Genomic DNA, 16,063 nt, shown 5'->3' with positions numbered 1-16,063 from the left:
GCTCAGCGCAAAAAGGCCAGTGCTTCGGCGAGTAACGGTTCGGGGATTTCTTCGGCAATGTAATGGCCGGCGGGCAAGGCCTGGCCGCTGACGTTGGTCGCCACTTGCTGCCACTCCTTGAGCGGATCGAAGCAGCGCCCGACAGTGCCCTCGGCGCCCCACAACACCCGCAGTGGCAGACTCAGGTGATTCCCGCCAGCGATGTCGGCGCGGTCGTGGTCCAGATCGATGCCGGCGCTGGCGCGGTAGTCTTCGCAGATGCCGCGCGCGCTGCCCGGTTGTTGCAGGCAGCGCAGGTACTCGCCGAAAGCCTCTTCGGTAAATGGCTTGAGTCCGGCGCTGCGGCTACCCATCACGCTGCGCAGATATCCCCCGGGATCAGCTTCGATCAAGGTTTCCGGCAATGGCGCCGGGCGGATCAGGAAGAACCAGTGCCAATACGCGCGGGCGAACGCTTCGTTGGTTTGCGCGTACATCGACAGGGTCGGGGCGATGTCCAGCAGCATCATGCGCTGCACGGCGTTCGGGTGATCGAGGGCGAGACGATGGGCCACCCGTGCGCCACGGTCGTGAGCGAGTATCGAAAACTGCTCGAAGCCCAGCGCCTGCATCAGCTCGACATTGTCGCGAGCCATTTCGCGTTTCGAGTAATTGACGTGCAACTCATCCGCAGCCGGGCGACTGCTGTCACCGTAACCGCGCAGGTCGGCGGCGACCACGGTGAAATGCTCGGCCAATTGTTCGGCAATCTTGTGCCAGATCACGTGGGTCTGCGGGTGCCCGTGCAACAGCAACAGGCCTGGGCCGCTGCCACCGAGGCGGTAGGCGATGTCGGCGCCGTTGACGTGGCGCTGGTCTTTGCGGAATCCGGCAAACATCGGGTTGATCCTTGTTCAGGGTTCTTGTGGGTTGCATCCTGAAATCGTCCGGCGTTCGCGGCAAGGGGTAAAGCGTGGTGGGCCGGTTCATGAAGTGTGTTCGTGGAGTTTTGTGTTGCCTGTGCCGGCCCCTTGCGAGCAGGCTCGCTCCCACAGTAGTTTCCGGTGTGACCATTATCTATGCCACCCAACGAAACCCTGTGGGAGCGAGCCTGCTCGCGAAGAGGCCAGTCCAGACACTGAAATACTCAACCCTGCTGAAACATCTCCATCGCCCGCTGCCTGATCTGCTCCTCGGTCAGATCCTCCTTGCGCGAGGCCAGAAACCACAGATGCCCATACGGATCCTTCAACGTGCCGCTGCGATCACCGTAAAACTGATCCTTGACCTCGAACACCGTCGTCGCCCCGGCGTCCAGCGCCCGTTGAAAGGACTTGTCGACATCGGTCACATACAGATGCAAACCAACCGACACGGCTTGATCCGGATTACTCAACGGCCCCTGATCGCACGGCGAACCGAGCATGATTGCGCTGTCGCCAATACGCAGTTCAGCGTGGCCGATACCGCCGTCGGGCATGGCAAGGCGCATGACTTCGGTGGCACCGAAGGCTTTTTTATAGAAGTCGATGGCCTCGGCCGCTTTGTGAATGCCGAGATACGGGGTAATGCTGTGATACCCCTCGGGAATGGGTTTGACGCTCATGACGTTCTCCCTGATTTTTGTTCTATGAGATGTGGCTCCACCGGATTTGTGGAAGATTCACTATAGAACTGTCCTCGCCATGCAGACTTTTGCCCGACGAGCGTCAGTCTTCGGGAAAGTGCGGCCCCGGTCCCTGTTCACCGAGCACATCACCCTGATTGCGCAGCGGGCAGGCCTCCATCGACAAACACCCGCAACCGATACAGCCATTGAGCCGATCGCGCAGTAGCGTCAGTTGCTCGATCCGCTCATCCAGTTCCCGGCGCCATTGCTGCGAGAGGATTTTCCAGTCGGCCGCAGTGGGCGCACGGTCATCCGGAAGGATTTTCAGCGCCTCACCGATTTCCGCCAATGGAATCCCCAGCCGCTGCGCGACTTTGATCAACGCCACCCGGCGCAGCACTTCGCGCGGATAGCGCCGCTGATTGCCGGCATTGCGCTGGCTCTTGATCAAGCCTTTGGATTCATAAAAGTGCAGGGCGGTAACGGCTACGCCACTGCGCGCTGCGACTTCACCGACTGTTAACTGCTTGTGCACATTTTCTTTGCTGATCATCTGCAGACTGCTCTTGACCTTGACTTAACTAGAGGTTTTACCCTGCAGGTCTTCGAGTCGCAAGGCTCGTCTTACGTTGAGTGGGGGCTTTCCATGAATAACCGCAGCTTTACCCAATTGATCGAATTCGAGATCGAACCGCGCCAGCAACCCGCTTTGGTCACTGCGCTATCGATGCAGACCGAACGCCTGGCGCAACGTTATGCAGGCTTTGTCAGCGCCAGCGTACAGGCCAGCGATGACGGCCGGCGCGTGCTGAGTTTTCTCCAATGGCAGACCCGCGAGGCGGGGGAGGCGGCGTTTCGCAGCTTTGAGAGTGGCGAGCAGGATTTCTGGCAACTGATTCACACCCATCAGGCGAAAACCATCACCTTCAATTCATTTCAGGTGCTGAGCAGCATCGCCCGCAGTCACGACGATGCGCTGCACTGCAATCTGGTCGGCTAGATCGACAACTGGATCAAGCGCTCACCCTGCAGGTTTTCCGTGAGTCGCCGCTTGTTCACCGCCAGTTCGCCGATCTTGATCAAACGCGTGCGGGTGACGTTGCGGCTCAAACCGAGCAACGCGGCGGTGTGCACCTGGTTGTAATGGCAAAAGCGATACGCCGCGCGCAGCAAGGCGTCTTCGACTTTTTCGTGCAACGCGCCGGCCTGTTGCGCGAACAGTTTTTGAAAGGCCTGTTCCAGCAACGCCTCCGGTGAGTCATCGGCACTGCTGTGTTGATCGTCCGGGCGTTCGATGCGCAGGTTCGACAGGCGCAAATCATCGCGTTCGATCACACCGTTGCGGCAGATCAGCAGTGTGTGGTGGATGACGTTTTCCAGTTCACGAATGTTGCCCGGCCAACTGTAGGCACGCAGTTTGTGCTCAGCGCCCGGGCTGATGCTGACCCGCCCGTAACCGAGGCGCTGGCTGTAGGCCTCGATGAAATGGCGAGTCAGCGGCAGGATATCGCCGGGACGCTCACGCAACGGGCTCAGTTCCAGATTGACCACGTTGAGGCGGTAATACAGATCCTCACGGAAATGGCCGGCATTGATGGCTTTCTCCAGTTGCACGTTGGTCGCTGCCAGCACCCGTACATCAATGGCGATGCTTTTGCGCGAGCCTAGTCGCACTACTTCGCGTTCCTGCAACACCCGCAGCAACTTCACCTGAATCGCCATCGGCAGGTCGCCGATCTCATCGAGAAACAAGGTGCCGCCATCCGCTTCCTCGAACCACCCGGCCTTGGCGCTCAGGGCGCCGGTGAACGCACCTTTTTCATGACCGAACAATTCCGCTTCCACCAGCGACTCGGAAAACGCCCCGCAATTGACCGCGATAAACGGCCGATGACGACGGTTGCTGAGGTTATGAATATGCCGCGCCACCAGCTCTTTGCCAGTGCCGGTCTCGCCGATGATCAGCACACTCGCTTCACTCGGCGCGACCTGTTGGAGATGCGCGAGCAGGGCCTGGGACTTCGGGTCTTCGAACACCTGCGCAGTGGCGCGGATCGACGTGGCGAGCGCGGGTGAGGGCGGTAGGGTCAGCAGTTGCATGGGCTCGTCCTTCTTTTTAGTTCAAATGCAGGCAGGTCAGGAATAGAAGGTCGGCACCGGCAGCGACTGATTCAGCGCCCAGTCGCCCAGCTCATGGAGTTTGTAATCCAGCGGGTCGTGCAAAGTTTGCGTGCGCAGGTTGCGCCAGTGGCGGTCGAGACGCAGGGAGGCGTGGGTCGAACGCGCGCCGGTCACTTCGAACAGACGACTGCAAATTTCCAGGCCCTGGCGGCTGGCGGCGACTTTGGCGGTGGCAATCGCCGTGGCGACATGACCGCGCTCTTCGGCGCTGAGATTCGCGCCTTTGGCCCAGGCCGCATCGAGCAACGCCGCCGCGCGTTCGACCAACAGGCGGATGCCTTCCAGCGCCACCCAGAACTCGCCGTAATGCGCGAGCACGTACGGATCCTCACGTACATCACGCGCCGAGGATTTATGCCAGAGCCGGGTTTCGCTGAGGGTGTACTGCCGCGCCTCTTCGAAAGCGCCTTCGGCAATCCCGAGAAACATGTGCGTGAAAGTCAGCTGCGCAATCAATGGCCGCAAGCAGGCGAACGGCGTGCTCAATGGGCCGGGGTCGAGCAGCAGTTCCGATTCTTCGACGCGTACTCGTTCAAACGTGGCGCTGCCGCTGTCGGTCTGACGCTGGCCAATGTTGTTCCAATCATTGTGCAGGGTGATGCCACTGCGGCCGCTGGGGATCGCCGCGATCAGCAACTTGCCGCCAGCGCTCTCATCGACCGCCGAAGCGATCAGCATTTGTGAATCACTGGCGCCGGAGCAGAAGCTTTTCTTCCCGGAAAACTCGCGCCAGCCACCGAGATCCTTGACCACGGTGCGGGTGTCGAGCGGGTTTAGTGCATTGCCCCAGAACCAGTTCTGTCGCGCAGTCTGTTCGAACCACGGCTGCCATTGTTCCGGCCGGGAAAACAGGCGCACGGTGGCGAGCATCAAATGATGAAACCCGAAAACGTGGGCAATCGAGCTGTCGACCTTGGCGAATTCGCGAACGACCTGCAGGGTTTCACTCCAGCTTGCGCCGAGGCCGCCGTAGCGGGTTGGAATGCTCAGGGCCAGCAGGCCACTGTCGCGCAGGGCATCGCGCTCGACTTTCGGCGTGCCGCCACGCTCGTCACGCTCGACGGCGGTCAGGGCAAACTCGGCGGCCAGTTGGCGGGCGGTCTGCAACGGGGATAACAAAGTACTTTGCGGTTTGGCAGTCACACGGTGTTCCTCAAAGAATCGACGCAGCCCCCTGTGGGAGCGAGCTTGCTCGCGAAGGCGAGGTATCAGTCACCATTTATGTAGATGACCCACCGCATTCGTCGGAACGCCGCCCTGAGCAAGCTCGCTCCCACGAGGGATCCGGTTCAGGCAGTGGCTTTTGTGGGCAACACATCATTGGCAATCATTTCGCCAAACGGCCCGGTCAGATTGGTGACGCCACGCCCGGCCAGACTCGCGTAAGGCTCGGGTAACAGAGGGAACACCAGCTCGGCAAAGCGGTAAGCCTCTTCCAGATGCGGATAACCGGAGAAGATGAAACTCTCGATGCCCAGATCCGCGTACTCCCTGATCCGCGCCGCGACTTGCTGTGGATCGCCAACCAGCGCCGTACCGGCACCGCCGCGCACCAGGCCGACGCCGGCCCACAGATTCGGGGCGATTTCGAGGTTATCGCGCCGGCCATCGTGCAACGCCGCCATGCGTCGTTGACCCTCTGAGTCAAACCGCGAAAAGGATTTCTGCGCCGCTTCAATGGTTTCGTCACTGATGTGTTCAATTAGTTTGTCTGCGGCTTTCCACGCCTCTTCGGCGGTCTCGCGCACGATCACATGCAGACGAATACCGAACTTCACCTTGCGCCCATGCCGCGCCGCACGTTCGCGCACGTCGGCGAGTTTTTCCGCGACAGCGGACGGTGGTTCGCCCCAGGTCAGATAGACATCGACTTGCTCGGCGGCCAGATCATGCGCCGCATCGGAGGAGCCACCGAAGTACAGCGGCGGATAGGGTTTCTGCACGGGTGGATACAGCGCTTTGGCGTTCTGCACCTTCAGATGTTTGCCGTCGAAATCCACCGCCTCGCCTTGCAGTACGCGGCGCCAGATCTTGAGGAATTCATCGGTGACCTCATAGCGCTCGGCGTGGCTGAGGAAACTGCCGTCGCCACGGTTTTCGTCCGGATCGCCGCCGGTCACGACATTGATCAACAAGCGGCCGTTGGATAACCGATCCAGAGTTGCCGCCATCCTGGCCGAGACCGTCGGCGAGATGATTCCCGGACGGATCGCCACCAGATAACGCAGACGTTCAGTCAACGGCACCAGTGCCGAGGCGATCACCCACGAGTCCTCGCAGGAGCGCCCGGTAGGAATCAGCACGCCGTGGTAGCCGAGGCTGTCAGCGGCCTGTGCCACTTGTTTCAGATAGTTGAGCGTGACCGGGCGCGCGCCTTGGGTGGTGCCCAGATAGTGGCCGTCGCCGTGGGTCGGCAGGAACCAGAAAACATCCATGAACGGCTCCTTAAGCAATCTTCAGCAAGGGTTTGATTTGCGTGGCGAACAGCGGCGCGGCGCGTTCGGCCGCGAGGCGGATGCGCGCCTTCAACAGTTCGCTGGTGATTTGGTAATCGGCGAAGTCGGCTTCGGTGGCGTACACGCCGATTGGCAAGGTCATGGCCTGGAAGAAGCTGAACAGCGGGCGCAACTGGTGATCGAGGACCAGCGCATGGCGTTCGCTGCCGCCGGTAGCAGCCAGCAGCACCGGGGTATCGATCAGTGCGTTGAGGTCGATCAGGTCGAACAGATGCTTGAGCAGACCTGGGTAGGAACCGCGATAAACAGGCGCGGCAACGATCAGCAGATCGGCCTGTTCGATGGCCTGCAACTCGGCTTCAACCTCTGTGCTGAGTTCCTGACGCGACAGCGCGCCACCGAGCGGGCGAGCGATATCACCGAGTTCGATCAAATGGCTTTCGATCGTCAGGTGCCCGGCCAGTTCGGCGAGCAAGGCTTGGGTCAGCACCAGCGTGCGGGAGGGACGCCAGGTGCCGCCGGAGAGGGCGACGACTTTCAGGGGACGCGACATGATCAGTTCCTTTTTCAACAGTTGCTCAGTGAGCAGTGAGTAAGTCACCGGATCCGAGCAAGCGCTGTACCAATTCCTGGAAGCCCCGGTTTACAAGGCGTTGAGTGCTGTCGTGGTGGTCGCCCCTGTGATTATCAGGGCGCTTTGTTGAATCGCTGTTGGCTGAGCAACAGTTGCTGGAGCAACAGTGATCAGCGCATGTAGAGAGTTATAAAGACTGTTTGTTATGCCGTAAAATAACGTTAATCGATATTTATATATCATCTGGAGATATGCGCGGGCCGGTGTCGATTTCCTGATAGCTACTATTGAAAGCGTTGATTTCTGCGCGAGCGTGCCCGGGCGTAGCCTTTATCCATCGACTCCCCATTGCTCGCCAGGACGCTCCCATGAATCGTTTACTGACTGTTTCCCTGTTGCTCGCTGTCTCCGTACTCGCCGGTTGTGCCGGACATGTTTCGCCGGAACTGCGCCCCTATACCGATGAAGAGTCCCGGGAATTGGCGATGGAAGCGCTCAATCGCAGCGGCCTGTCCTTCGACGAATACCATGCGAAAAAAGCGCAATTGCTCGGTCAGACCCAGTTCGACAAAAAAGCTGAAATGAGTGCCGAACGTGCCGTACAGCTACACGGCCGTCCTAGCTGAAAACAAACTGTACTGCTGGAAGTTTTACCCAACTGTCCGTGGGCTTGCCAGGCGGCGTGGGATAGGGTCAATACCTGAATGACCCTGATGGATTGCCTGCCATGACCCTCTCGCTTGACCTGCTGTTGGGCTTTGCCCTGTTTGCCCTTGTCACTTCGATTACGCCGGGGCCGAACAACACCATGTTGCTGGCATCGGGGGTGAATTTCGGCTTCAACCGCACCATTCCGCATATGCTCGGGATTACCTGTGGCTTCTTCGTTCTGGTCGTGGCCGTGGGCTTTGGCCTCGGCGCGGTGTTTCAGAACTATCCGATTCTCTACACGGTTCTGCGTTATGTCGGCGCGGCGTATCTACTTTATCTGGCGTGGAAAATCGCCCACTCGGGACCTGTCGGTGACAGCGCCGAAGGCGAGGCGAAGCCGATCAGCTACCTCGGCGCCGCCGCGTTTCAGTGGGTCAATCCCAAGGCGTGGATCATGGCCATCGGGGCCATCAGCACCTACACACCGATGCAGGGTTATTTCAGCAATGTCGTGGTGATTGCTGCAGTGTTCGCCATCATCAACCTGCCGAGTGTTGGCGTCTGGGCGGCCTGCGGCACGTTGTTGCGCAATGTGCTGAAGGATCCGCGCTGGTTGCGCGTGTTCAACTGGGGCATGGCGGCGCTGTTGGTGATTTCGCTGTACCCGTTACTTCTCGAAAGCTTTAGCTGACGCATCGCTTCAACCGCAGGCCGGATGCCTGTTAAGCTCGACTTCAGGAGCGTTCCTACGCACTTTTAAATGAAGTTGTTCTTCTTTAACGGCATCCGATCAGGTATTGATGACGCTCTCGAACCGACGCGCAGCTCACAAGGCTGTGCGGTGCCGTTTGCAGACACGAGCCTCCTGATCCCGGAACACGCTCTGCGAGTCTTTTATGAACACACGTCCGTTGTATTTCGATTACGCCGCCACCACCCCGGTCGACGAGCGGGTCATCCAGGTGATGATCGAGTGTCTGGGGTTTCACGGTAACTTTGGCAACCCGGCTTCCAGCTCCCACGCGTTCGGCCAACAGGCCCGGCAGACGGTCGAGCAGGCCCGCCGGCAAGTTGCCGAGCTGGTCGGCGCCAATGCCGAGCAGATTGTCTGGACCTCCGGTGCCACCGAGTCCAATAACCTCGCCCTTAAAGGCGTGGCGCAGGCGCGCGGGGTGTCCGGCGGCCACATCATCACCAGTCAGATTGAACACAAAGCCATCCTCGATACCGCCCGCCAATTGCAGGACGCCGGTATCGCCGTGACCTATCTGGTGCCGGACGCCGATGGCCTGATCACGCCGCAAGCGGTCAGTGAAGCCATGCGTGAGGACACCTTTCTGGTGTCGCTGATGCTGGTCAACAACGAATTGGGCACCGTCAATGATGTTCAAGCAATTGGCGAAGTCGTGCGCAGTCGAGAGGCGTTGTTGCATGTCGATGCGGCGCAGGGCGCCGGCAAAGTGGCCATCGATCTGGGGCAATGGCCGGTGGATCTGATGTCGTTTTCCGCGCACAAACTTTACGGTCCCAAAGGCATCGGCGCGTTGTATGTCGGCCCGCGGGCGCAGCAGCGGTTGCAGGCGCAGATTCATGGCGGCGGTCACGAAGGTGGTTTGCGCTCCGGGACCTTGGCGACGCATCAGATTGCCGGAATGGGTGCAGCGTTTGCCTTGGCCGCCGAGGCATTCGAGGCCGAGAAAAAAACCATCGTCGCACTGCGTGAGCGCTTGCTCGAACAACTGCTCGGTTTGCCGGGCGTGCGCCTGAACGGTTGCGCCATTCAGCGCATTCCGCACACCTTGAGCCTGACCTTCAGCGAAGGCGAATTCAACAGCGCAGCGTTGAGCCATTCGATCGCCTTTTCCGCGACCTCGGCCTGCAATTCGGCGAGTAACGCGCCGTCCCACGTGCTATTGGCATTGGGGCATGACGCGCATCTGGCCGGCCGCACCATTCGCCTGAGCCTCGGCCGCTTCACCACCGCCGAGGATATCGACAAGGCTGTGCAACTGATCAAGACCGCCTGCGCCAGTGCTCCGGCATTCTGGGCGACAGGGCTTTAAACGAGCCGACCTATCGGCTACGAACAATAACGATGAAGTGATTAGCAGGAGACATGATGAGTACCCAGACCTCGACCGAAGGATCGGTGCCCCAGCGCCTGGCGCACACCCGTGAACTGATGCGCCGCGAAGGCATTCACGCACTATTGGTGCCGTCCGCCGATCCGCATTTGTCGGAATATCTGCCAGGTTACTGGCAGGGCCGGCAGTGGCTTTCAGGTTTCCATGGTTCGGTCGGGACTTTGATTGTCACCGCTGATTTCGCCGGTGTCTGGGCCGACAGCCGTTACTGGGAGCAGGCGAGCAAAGAACTCAAGGGCAGCGGCATCGAACTGGTCAAACTGCAACCGGGGCAGCCGAGCCCGCTGGACTGGCTCGCCGAGCAGACACCGGAAGGTGGCGTGGTCGCGGTTGACGGTGCGGTGATGGCCGTGGCGTCGGCGCGTACGCTGAGCAGTAAACTGGAAGCACGCGGCGCGCGTCTGCGTACCGACATCGATCTGCTGCAGGAAGTCTGGAGCGATCGCCCGAGCCTGCCGAATGCACCGATCTATCAGCATTTGCCACCGCAAGCGACCGTCAGCCGTGGCGAGAAACTCGCAAAACTGCGCGAAACCTTGCAGGAACGCGGCGCTGACTGGCATTTCATCGCCACACTCGACGACATCGCCTGGCTCTTCAACCTGCGTGGCGGCGATGTTTCGTTCAACCCGGTGTTTGTTTCGTTTGCGTTGATTAATCAGCAGCAGGCCACGTTGTTCATAGCGTTAAGCAAGGTCGACGCGGATTTGCGCGCGGTGCTGGAGACGGATGGCGTGACGCTGCGTGATTACAGCGAAGTCGCTGATGCCCTGCGCGCCGTGCCGAGTGGTGCGAGTTTGTTGGTTGATCCGGCGCGCGTTACCAGCGGTTTGCTGGATAACCTCGACAGTACGGTGAAGCTGGTCGAAGGCCTGAACCCGACAACATTGGCCAAGTCGCAGAAAAGTGAAGCGGACGCTGCACATATCCGCAAAGCGATGGAGCAGGATGGCGCCGCGCTGTGCGAGTTTTTCGCTTGGCTGGAATCGGCCTGGGGCCGCGAACGCATTACCGAATTGACCATCGACGAGAAGCTCACCGCTGCCCGTGAGCGTCGTCCGGATTACGTCTCGCTGAGTTTCAACACGATTGCCGCGTTCAACGCCAATGGCGCCATGCCGCATTACCACGCCACCGAAGAAGAGCATGCGGTGATCGAGGGTGACGGCTTGCTGCTGATTGACTCGGGCGGTCAATACCTGGGCGGCACCACGGATATCACGCGGATGGTGCCGGTCGGTACGCCGACCGAAGAGCAGAAGCGCGATTGCACGCGCGTGTTGAAGGGCGTGATTGCCCTGTCGCGAGCACAGTTTCCGAAAGGCATTCTCTCGCCGCTGCTGGACGCCATTGCCCGTGCGCCGATCTGGGCCGAAAGCGTGGATTACGGTCATGGCACCGGTCACGGCGTCGGCTATTTCCTCAACGTCCATGAAGGCCCACAGGTAATCGCCTATCAGGCCGCGCCTGCACCGCAAACGGCCATGCAGCCGGGGATGATTACTTCGATCGAGCCGGGCACCTATCGTCCGGGCCGTTGGGGCGTACGTATCGAGAACCTCGCGATGAATCGCGCGGCGGGTAGCAGCGAATTCGGTGAGTTCCTCAAGTTCGAAACCTTGACTCTGTGCCCGATCGACACTCGCTGTCTGCTGCCGGCGCTGCTGACCGAGGAAGAAAAGCAGTGGTTCAACGACTATCACGCGCAAGTGCGTGAGCGCTTGAGCCCGTTGCTTGAAGGTGCTGCGCTGGAGTGGCTGAACACCCGCACTGCGGCTATCTGATTGGTTGGGATTCAGGCGCTGTGTTCAGCGCCTGATTGATCGCTTAGCCTTGGCGCAAGGCTTCCTCAACGAAGTCGAGCCGATCCTGGCCGAAGAACAGTTGATTGCCGATAAACATACTGGGTGCTCCGAACACGCCGCGTTTAACGGCGGTTTCGGTGTTCTCCTTGAGTACGGCTTTGACGGATTCGTCGGTGCTCAGCGCCAGTACCTCCTGCGGGTCGAAACCGTGTTCGCTCAGCACAGCGGCAACAGTCGCGGGTTCGTCGAGGCTGCGTCCTTCAACCCATAGCGCCGTGAACAGACAATCGATAAACGCCTGAAAGCGTTCTGGCTGCCGCAACTGGATGCCAGTGACGGCACGCATCAACATCAATGTGTTGATCGGGAAATGCGGATTGAATGTCAGCGGCACCCCGTAGCGTTTCGCGTAGCGGTCCAGATCCTCAAACATATACCGACCCTTCGCCGGAATCATCGCCGGCGATGCGTTACCGGTTGCCTTAAACACGCCACCGAGCAGCATCGGGATGTAGATCAGTTCACTGTTCGTTTCGGCGCAAATCTTCGGTAACTGGGTGTAGGCCAGATAGGTGGCAGGGCTGCCGAGGTCAAAATAGAACTCCACGGTTTTAGTCATTTTCGCGTCTCTGTCGTTATTGTTATAGCGGGGGGCTTACCAGCGTTCGTTCCAGGGGCGCAGATCCAGTTCGAATGTCCAGGCATCCCGTGGCTGACTGTGCAGATACCAGTAGTTCTCGGCGATGTGCTCGGGATTGAGGATGCCATCCTGATCTTTGGTGGCGTACTTCTCGGGGAAACTGTTGCGAATGAAATCGGTATCGATTGCACCGTCGACCACCACATGGGCGACGTGGATGTTCATCGGCCCCAGCTCCCGCGCCATACTTTGCGCCAAGGCGCGGATACCGTGTTTGGCACCAGCGAATGCGGCGAAACCGGAAGCGCCGCGAAGTCCGGCGGTGGCGCCGGTGAACAGAATCGTGCCGCGCTGGCGAGTGACCATGCGTTTGGCTACTTCACGGGCATTGAGAAAACCAGAGAAACAGGCCATCTCCCAGATCTTGAAATACTTGCGCGCGGTTTCTTCAAGAATGCTGCACGGCACGTTGGCGCCGATGTTGAACACAAACGCTTCGATCGGACCGAGGCGGGTTTCGATATCTTCGATCAGAGCGATGACGTCTTCTTCCTTGCGCGCATCGCAGGCAAAACCATGAGCTTCGCCGCCATCAGCATTGATTGCGTCCACCAGCGGTTGCAATTTGTCGGCGCTGCGCCGGGTGACGCAGGCGACGAATCCCTCACTGGCAAAACGCTTGGCAATCGCTCCGCCCGTGGCATCGCCGGCGCCGACAACCAATACGACCTTCTTGTTATTCATGGGTGAGTCCCTTTATTAAACGATCGTTAAGTGAACGAACGTTATGCTAGGATCCAGACCACGTCAAGGCAGTCGATTCGAGGGCAAATCCATGCGTTATTCCGCCAGTCACAAGCTGGAAACCCGGGAAAAGCTATTGCAGAGCAGCGCGCTGTCGGCAAAGCGATCGGGGTTCTCCACGGTAGGCGTCGATGGTCTGATGAAGGCTATCGGATTGAGTGGTGCGGCGTTCTACAGTCACTTCTCGTCGAAAGACGCGTTGTTCACCGCCATTGTCGAGCGAGAGTTAGGTCAAAGCCTTGAGCGATTGGGCGGGGAGGGCACGCAGGATCGTGAGCGACTGGAGCGTTGTCTCAAGCACTATCTGAGCATGGCCCACGTAGAACAACCTGAGGCCGGTTGCGCGTTACCAGCGCTGGGCGCAGAAATCGCCCGATCGGATGTCCAGGTGCGCGAGCAGGCCGAGTTGTGGATTTGCCGGCTTCAAGAGTGCTGGGCACAGATACTTGAGAGCGAGACCCTGGCGTGGTCGGTGCTCTCGCAATGTGTCGGCGCTTTGGTGGTGGCGCGTATGCTGGCTACGCCGGACGTTCAGCAAGCGGTGCTGAAGTCCAGCCATGAAGAGATTGGCCGCCAGATTGCCGGACAGCGCTGATCTATTTGCAGATGACGATCATGCTGCGACTGGTGTAACCCGCAGGATTGAGACCGAACGGATAATCGCCAGGTTCTTCCACGGTGTCACCGGACTTGGCGATGACCTTGTAGCCTTTCGGCAAACAGGCGTTGGCGGCGCTGGCGTAGCACTTGTCCCAGGAGGACGATAGCCCTGAGCAGTTGATGTGCAGCCCTTTTTTTCCGCGTTTTACATGAGTTTCCGAAGTCGCCGCACAACCGGCAACTGCCAGTATGGCGATCAGTATCAAAATTCGTTTCATTACCGTCCTTATAGCGGCCACGAGTCTTCTGCTCGGGTTTGCCTGTGTTCGCTTGCGCTCTAAGCGTTTTGAAATCCCTGTCCGAAAAAATCCATGCCTGGTATTGGGTTACGGGTCTAAACATGGCCTAAATGCGCGCCAATTGCCAGACCTTCGTCAAAACCTCTTTCAATCAGCCGCGATTGCAGGTTTCGCAGCGCTACCCATGGTCATGGTTGCGCCGACGGAGGCCAGAATAATGCACATGATCGCCATCCATTGTGACAGCGTGAGGAATTCATGCAGAAACAACAGGCCCGATAAGGCACCGAAGGCCGGTTCGATGCTCATCAATGTGCCGAATGTACGTGCCGGCAGTCGGGTGAGGGCGACCATCTCCAACGTATAGGGCAGGGCGGTGGACAGAATGGCGACGCCGATGGCTATCGGGATCAAGGAGGGGGTCAACAAGGCTGCGCCGGCATGCACGATACCGATAGGGGCCACGAACAACGCCGCGATCATTACCCCTAATGCAGCAGTCGTCACGCCGTTATCGGCGCCGGCCTTCTGACCGAACAGAATGTATAACGCCCAGCAGACCCCAGCTCCCAATGCATACCCGGCGCCCACCAGATCGATCCCTGCGCTGGTAGCTCCTGTTGGAATCAGCAACAGCAAACCGGCTGCGGCCAGAGCTATCCAGACGAAGTCGATGGCGCGGCGGGAGGCATAGATGGCTACGGCCAGTGGCCCGGTAAATTCGAGAGCAACGGCAATCCCCAGCGGTACCGTGCGCAATGACATATAGAAGAGGAAATTCATTCCGCCCAATGCCATCCCGTAGACAATGACGGTGCGCAGCGATTTCGCCGTGAGCCTGGCTCGCCAGGGGCGCAGGATTAACAGCATGATCACGCTGGCAAAAATCAGGCGCAGCGTGGTGGTTCCCTGAGCGCCAACGATGGGGAACATGCTTTTGGCCAGTGAAGCGCCGGACTGGATTGATGCCATGGCTATTAATAGCAGGCCAACCGGGAACAGCATTGAGGCAAGAGAGCGTGGCTGGTCATTCATTGCGCGGCATCGTCCGAGGTAAGAGCAAGGTTTTGTGTTGTTATTGGGCAATATACTGCGCATTCGTTACGGTTACGTCTATATAGAGAAGGCTTTTTCCCTGCTTCGATAGAAAACTGAAATTAACGGTTGACGGCAGATTCAGGATGTCTATAATTCGCCCCACTTCCGGCGCAGTCGAAACGGAAAACTCCTTGAGATTCAATAAGTTATCTAGGTTTCGGCAGCAGGTTGCTTCAGTTCATCGAAGCCAGAAGGAAGTTGAAAAAGAGGTGTTGACAGCAGCGTGTAACGCTGTAGAATTCGCCTCCCGCTGACGAGAGATCGGAAGCGCAAGTGGTTGAAGTTGTTGAAGAATTCTTCGAAAACTTCTGAAAATAATCACTTGACAGCAAATGAGGCTGCTGTAGAATGCGCGCCTCGGTTGAGACGAAAGATCTTAACCAACCGCTCTTTAACAACTGAATCAAGCAATTCGTGTGGGTGCTTGTGGAGTCAGACTGATAGTCAACAAGATTATCAGCATCACAAGTTACTCCGCGAGAAATCAAAGATGTAACCAACGATTGCTGAGCCAAGTTTAGGGTTTCTTAAAAACCCAAAGATGTTTGAACTGAAGAGTTTGATCATGGCTCAGATTGAACGCTGGCGGCAGGCCTAACACATGCAAGTCGAGCGGATGACAGGAGCTTGCTCCTGAATTCAGCGGCGGACGGGTGAGTAATGCCTAGGAATCTGCCTGGTAGTGGGGGACAACGTTTCGAAAGGAACGCTAATACCGCATACGTCCTACGGGAGAAAGCAGGGGACCTTCGGGCCTTGCGCTATCAGATGAGCCTAGGTCGGATTAGCTAGTTGGTGAGGTAATGGCTCACCAAGGCGACGATCCGTAACTGGTCTGAGAGGATGATCAGTCACACTGGAACTGAGACACGGTCCAGACTCCTACGGGAGGCAGCAGTGGGGAATATTGGACAATGGGCGAAAGCCTGATCCAGCCATGCCGCGTGTGTGAAGAAGGTCTTCGGATTGTAAAGCACTTTAAGTTGGGAGGAAGGGTTGTAGATTAATACTCTGCAATTTTGACGTTACCGACAGAATAAGCACCGGCTAACTCTGTGCCAGCAGCCGCGGTAATACAGAGGGTGCAAGCGTTAATCGGAATTACTGGGCGTAAAGCGCGCGTAGGTGGTTCGTTAAGTTGGATGTGAAATCCCCGGGCTCAACCTGGGAACTGCATTCAAAACTGTCGAGCTAGAGTATGGTAGAGGGTGGTGGAATTTCCT

At 58.5% G+C, this 16,063-nt stretch carries 17 protein-coding genes and 1 rRNA gene (1 of these 18 only partly in view); 7 read left to right on the top strand and 11 right to left on the bottom strand.

From position 1 onward, the window contains the following. Positions 1 to 2: 2 nt before the first annotated feature. The 3 genes from ACZZ0G_RS02485 to soxR form a co-directional block, all read right to left on the bottom strand. Entirely contained in the window at positions 3 to 878 is an 876-nt protein-coding gene (locus ACZZ0G_RS02485) for an alpha/beta fold hydrolase (RefSeq protein ID WP_463555188.1), read from the bottom strand. Positions 879 to 1,126: 248 nt separating this feature from the next. After that, a complete protein-coding gene (locus ACZZ0G_RS02480) occupies positions 1,127 to 1,585 on the bottom strand; it encodes a VOC family protein (protein WP_463555187.1) in 459 nt (152 codons plus the stop codon). Between the two features lie 103 nt (positions 1,586 to 1,688). Then, on the bottom strand, positions 1,689 to 2,141 hold the full coding sequence (soxR, locus tag ACZZ0G_RS02475) for a redox-sensitive transcriptional activator SoxR (RefSeq protein ID WP_463555186.1): 453 nt from the start codon (positions 2,139 to 2,141) through the stop codon (positions 1,689 to 1,691). Positions 2,142 to 2,234: 93 nt separating this feature from the next. On the opposite strand from soxR, the gene ACZZ0G_RS02470 reads away from it, so the two are divergent. Then, positions 2,235 to 2,588: an antibiotic biosynthesis monooxygenase gene (locus ACZZ0G_RS02470; protein ID WP_463555185.1), complete on the top strand. Its 354-nt coding sequence runs from the start codon at positions 2,235 to 2,237 to the stop codon at positions 2,586 to 2,588. Here ACZZ0G_RS02470 and ACZZ0G_RS02465 read toward each other — a convergent pair. The 4 genes from ACZZ0G_RS02465 to msuE all read right to left on the bottom strand — a co-directional run bounded on the left by ACZZ0G_RS02465 (position 2,585) and on the right by msuE (position 6,778). After that, entirely contained in the window at positions 2,585 to 3,688 is a 1,104-nt protein-coding gene (locus ACZZ0G_RS02465; RefSeq protein WP_463555184.1) for a sigma-54 interaction domain-containing protein, read from the bottom strand. The genes ACZZ0G_RS02470 and ACZZ0G_RS02465 overlap by 4 nt on opposite strands. Positions 3,689 to 3,724: 36 nt before the next feature. Beyond that, complete coding sequence (locus ACZZ0G_RS02460; protein ID WP_463555183.1) at positions 3,725 to 4,912, bottom strand: acyl-CoA dehydrogenase family protein; 1,188 nt, start codon at positions 4,910 to 4,912, stop codon at positions 3,725 to 3,727. 146 nt (positions 4,913 to 5,058) lie between these two features. After that, on the bottom strand, positions 5,059 to 6,204 hold the full coding sequence (gene ssuD / locus ACZZ0G_RS02455; protein ID WP_463555182.1) for an FMNH2-dependent alkanesulfonate monooxygenase: 1,146 nt from the start codon (positions 6,202 to 6,204) through the stop codon (positions 5,059 to 5,061). A gap of 10 nt (positions 6,205 to 6,214) precedes the next feature. Then, positions 6,215 to 6,778: an FMN reductase gene (msuE, locus tag ACZZ0G_RS02450; RefSeq protein WP_463555181.1), complete on the bottom strand. Its 564-nt coding sequence runs from the start codon at positions 6,776 to 6,778 to the stop codon at positions 6,215 to 6,217. A 389-nt stretch (positions 6,779 to 7,167) separates the two neighbouring features. Between msuE and ACZZ0G_RS02445 the strand changes: the two genes are divergently transcribed. From ACZZ0G_RS02445 to ACZZ0G_RS02430, 4 genes are all read left to right on the top strand, one after another. Next, positions 7,168 to 7,425: a hypothetical protein gene (locus ACZZ0G_RS02445; RefSeq protein WP_007917547.1), complete on the top strand. Its 258-nt coding sequence runs from the start codon at positions 7,168 to 7,170 to the stop codon at positions 7,423 to 7,425. Positions 7,426 to 7,526: 101 nt separating this feature from the next. Continuing rightward, positions 7,527 to 8,141: a LysE family translocator gene (locus ACZZ0G_RS02440; RefSeq protein WP_463555180.1), complete on the top strand. Its 615-nt coding sequence runs from the start codon at positions 7,527 to 7,529 to the stop codon at positions 8,139 to 8,141. Between the two features lie 205 nt (positions 8,142 to 8,346). After that, positions 8,347 to 9,513 carry an aminotransferase class V-fold PLP-dependent enzyme gene (locus ACZZ0G_RS02435; protein WP_463555179.1) on the top strand — a complete coding sequence of 389 codons (1,167 nt, stop codon included), beginning with the start codon at positions 8,347 to 8,349 and terminating at the stop codon, positions 9,511 to 9,513. 56 nt (positions 9,514 to 9,569) lie between these two features. After that, positions 9,570 to 11,378 (top strand): aminopeptidase P family protein, encoded by a 1,809-nt coding sequence (locus ACZZ0G_RS02430; protein WP_463555178.1) that lies wholly within the window; start codon positions 9,570 to 9,572, stop codon positions 11,376 to 11,378. 43 nt (positions 11,379 to 11,421) lie between these two features. Here ACZZ0G_RS02430 and ACZZ0G_RS02425 read toward each other — a convergent pair whose 3' ends face one another. Together ACZZ0G_RS02425 and ACZZ0G_RS02420 are read right to left on the bottom strand one after the other, a co-directional pair. Continuing rightward, the gene (locus tag ACZZ0G_RS02425) at positions 11,422 to 12,018 is read right to left on the bottom strand and encodes a 2-hydroxychromene-2-carboxylate isomerase (RefSeq protein WP_463555177.1); all 597 of its coding nucleotides are present in this window, start codon (positions 12,016 to 12,018) and stop codon (positions 11,422 to 11,424) included. A gap of 36 nt (positions 12,019 to 12,054) precedes the next feature. After that, a complete protein-coding gene (locus tag ACZZ0G_RS02420; RefSeq protein WP_463555176.1) occupies positions 12,055 to 12,783 on the bottom strand; it encodes an SDR family oxidoreductase in 729 nt (242 codons plus the stop codon). Positions 12,784 to 12,874: 91 nt separating this feature from the next. On the opposite strand from ACZZ0G_RS02420, the gene ACZZ0G_RS02415 reads away from it, so the two are divergent. Further along, positions 12,875 to 13,438 carry a TetR/AcrR family transcriptional regulator gene (locus tag ACZZ0G_RS02415; RefSeq protein WP_463555175.1) on the top strand — a complete coding sequence of 188 codons (564 nt, stop codon included), beginning with the start codon at positions 12,875 to 12,877 and terminating at the stop codon, positions 13,436 to 13,438. A 1-nt stretch (position 13,439) separates the two neighbouring features. Here ACZZ0G_RS02415 and ACZZ0G_RS02410 read toward each other — a convergent pair whose 3' ends face one another. Both ACZZ0G_RS02410 and rhtA read right to left on the bottom strand, forming a co-directional pair. Continuing rightward, the gene (locus ACZZ0G_RS02410; protein ID WP_463555174.1) at positions 13,440 to 13,721 is read right to left on the bottom strand and encodes a hypothetical protein; all 282 of its coding nucleotides are present in this window, start codon (positions 13,719 to 13,721) and stop codon (positions 13,440 to 13,442) included. A 168-nt stretch (positions 13,722 to 13,889) separates the two neighbouring features. Further along, positions 13,890 to 14,777 carry a threonine/homoserine exporter RhtA gene (gene rhtA, locus ACZZ0G_RS02405; RefSeq protein WP_463555173.1) on the bottom strand — a complete coding sequence of 296 codons (888 nt, stop codon included), beginning with the start codon at positions 14,775 to 14,777 and terminating at the stop codon, positions 13,890 to 13,892. Between the two features lie 610 nt (positions 14,778 to 15,387). On the opposite strand from rhtA, the gene ACZZ0G_RS02400 reads away from it, so the two are divergent. After that, positions 15,388 to 16,063: ribosomal RNA gene (locus ACZZ0G_RS02400) — 16S ribosomal RNA — on the top strand; it runs 861 nt beyond the window's last position.

The sequence above is a fragment of the Pseudomonas sp. AC169 genome, assembly GCF_979258515.1.
The sequence above is the reverse complement of the archived record's forward strand: the minus strand, read 5'-3'. Positions and strand labels throughout refer to the sequence as shown.

Bases quoted from the DNA above. Each gene is read 5' to 3' on its own strand.
- ACZZ0G_RS02470 (WP_463555185.1), top strand. From the start codon at position 2,235: ATGAATAACCGCAGCTTTACCCAATTGATCGAATTCGAGATCGAACCG.
- ACZZ0G_RS02435 (WP_463555179.1), top strand. From the start codon at position 8,347: ATGAACACACGTCCGTTGTATTTCGATTACGCCGCCACCACCCCGGTC.
- ACZZ0G_RS02425 (WP_463555177.1), bottom strand. From the start codon at position 12,018: ATGACTAAAACCGTGGAGTTCTATTTTGACCTCGGCAGCCCTGCCACC.
- ACZZ0G_RS02430 (WP_463555178.1), top strand. From the start codon at position 9,570: ATGAGTACCCAGACCTCGACCGAAGGATCGGTGCCCCAGCGCCTGGCG.
- ACZZ0G_RS02445 (WP_007917547.1), top strand. From the start codon at position 7,168: ATGAATCGTTTACTGACTGTTTCCCTGTTGCTCGCTGTCTCCGTACTC.
- soxR (WP_463555186.1), bottom strand. From the start codon at position 2,141: ATGATCAGCAAAGAAAATGTGCACAAGCAGTTAACAGTCGGTGAAGTC.
- ssuD (WP_463555182.1), bottom strand. From the start codon at position 6,204: ATGGATGTTTTCTGGTTCCTGCCGACCCACGGCGACGGCCACTATCTG.
- ACZZ0G_RS02480 (WP_463555187.1), bottom strand. From the start codon at position 1,585: ATGAGCGTCAAACCCATTCCCGAGGGGTATCACAGCATTACCCCGTAT.
- rhtA (WP_463555173.1), bottom strand. From the start codon at position 14,777: ATGAATGACCAGCCACGCTCTCTTGCCTCAATGCTGTTCCCGGTTGGC.
- ACZZ0G_RS02420 (WP_463555176.1), bottom strand. From the start codon at position 12,783: ATGAATAACAAGAAGGTCGTATTGGTTGTCGGCGCCGGCGATGCCACG.
- ACZZ0G_RS02415 (WP_463555175.1), top strand. From the start codon at position 12,875: ATGCGTTATTCCGCCAGTCACAAGCTGGAAACCCGGGAAAAGCTATTG.
- ACZZ0G_RS02410 (WP_463555174.1), bottom strand. From the start codon at position 13,721: ATGAAACGAATTTTGATACTGATCGCCATACTGGCAGTTGCCGGTTGT.
- ACZZ0G_RS02485 (WP_463555188.1), bottom strand. From the start codon at position 878: ATGTTTGCCGGATTCCGCAAAGACCAGCGCCACGTCAACGGCGCCGAC.
- ACZZ0G_RS02440 (WP_463555180.1), top strand. From the start codon at position 7,527: ATGACCCTCTCGCTTGACCTGCTGTTGGGCTTTGCCCTGTTTGCCCTT.
- msuE (WP_463555181.1), bottom strand. From the start codon at position 6,778: ATGTCGCGTCCCCTGAAAGTCGTCGCCCTCTCCGGCGGCACCTGGCGT.
- ACZZ0G_RS02465 (WP_463555184.1), bottom strand. From the start codon at position 3,688: ATGCAACTGCTGACCCTACCGCCCTCACCCGCGCTCGCCACGTCGATC.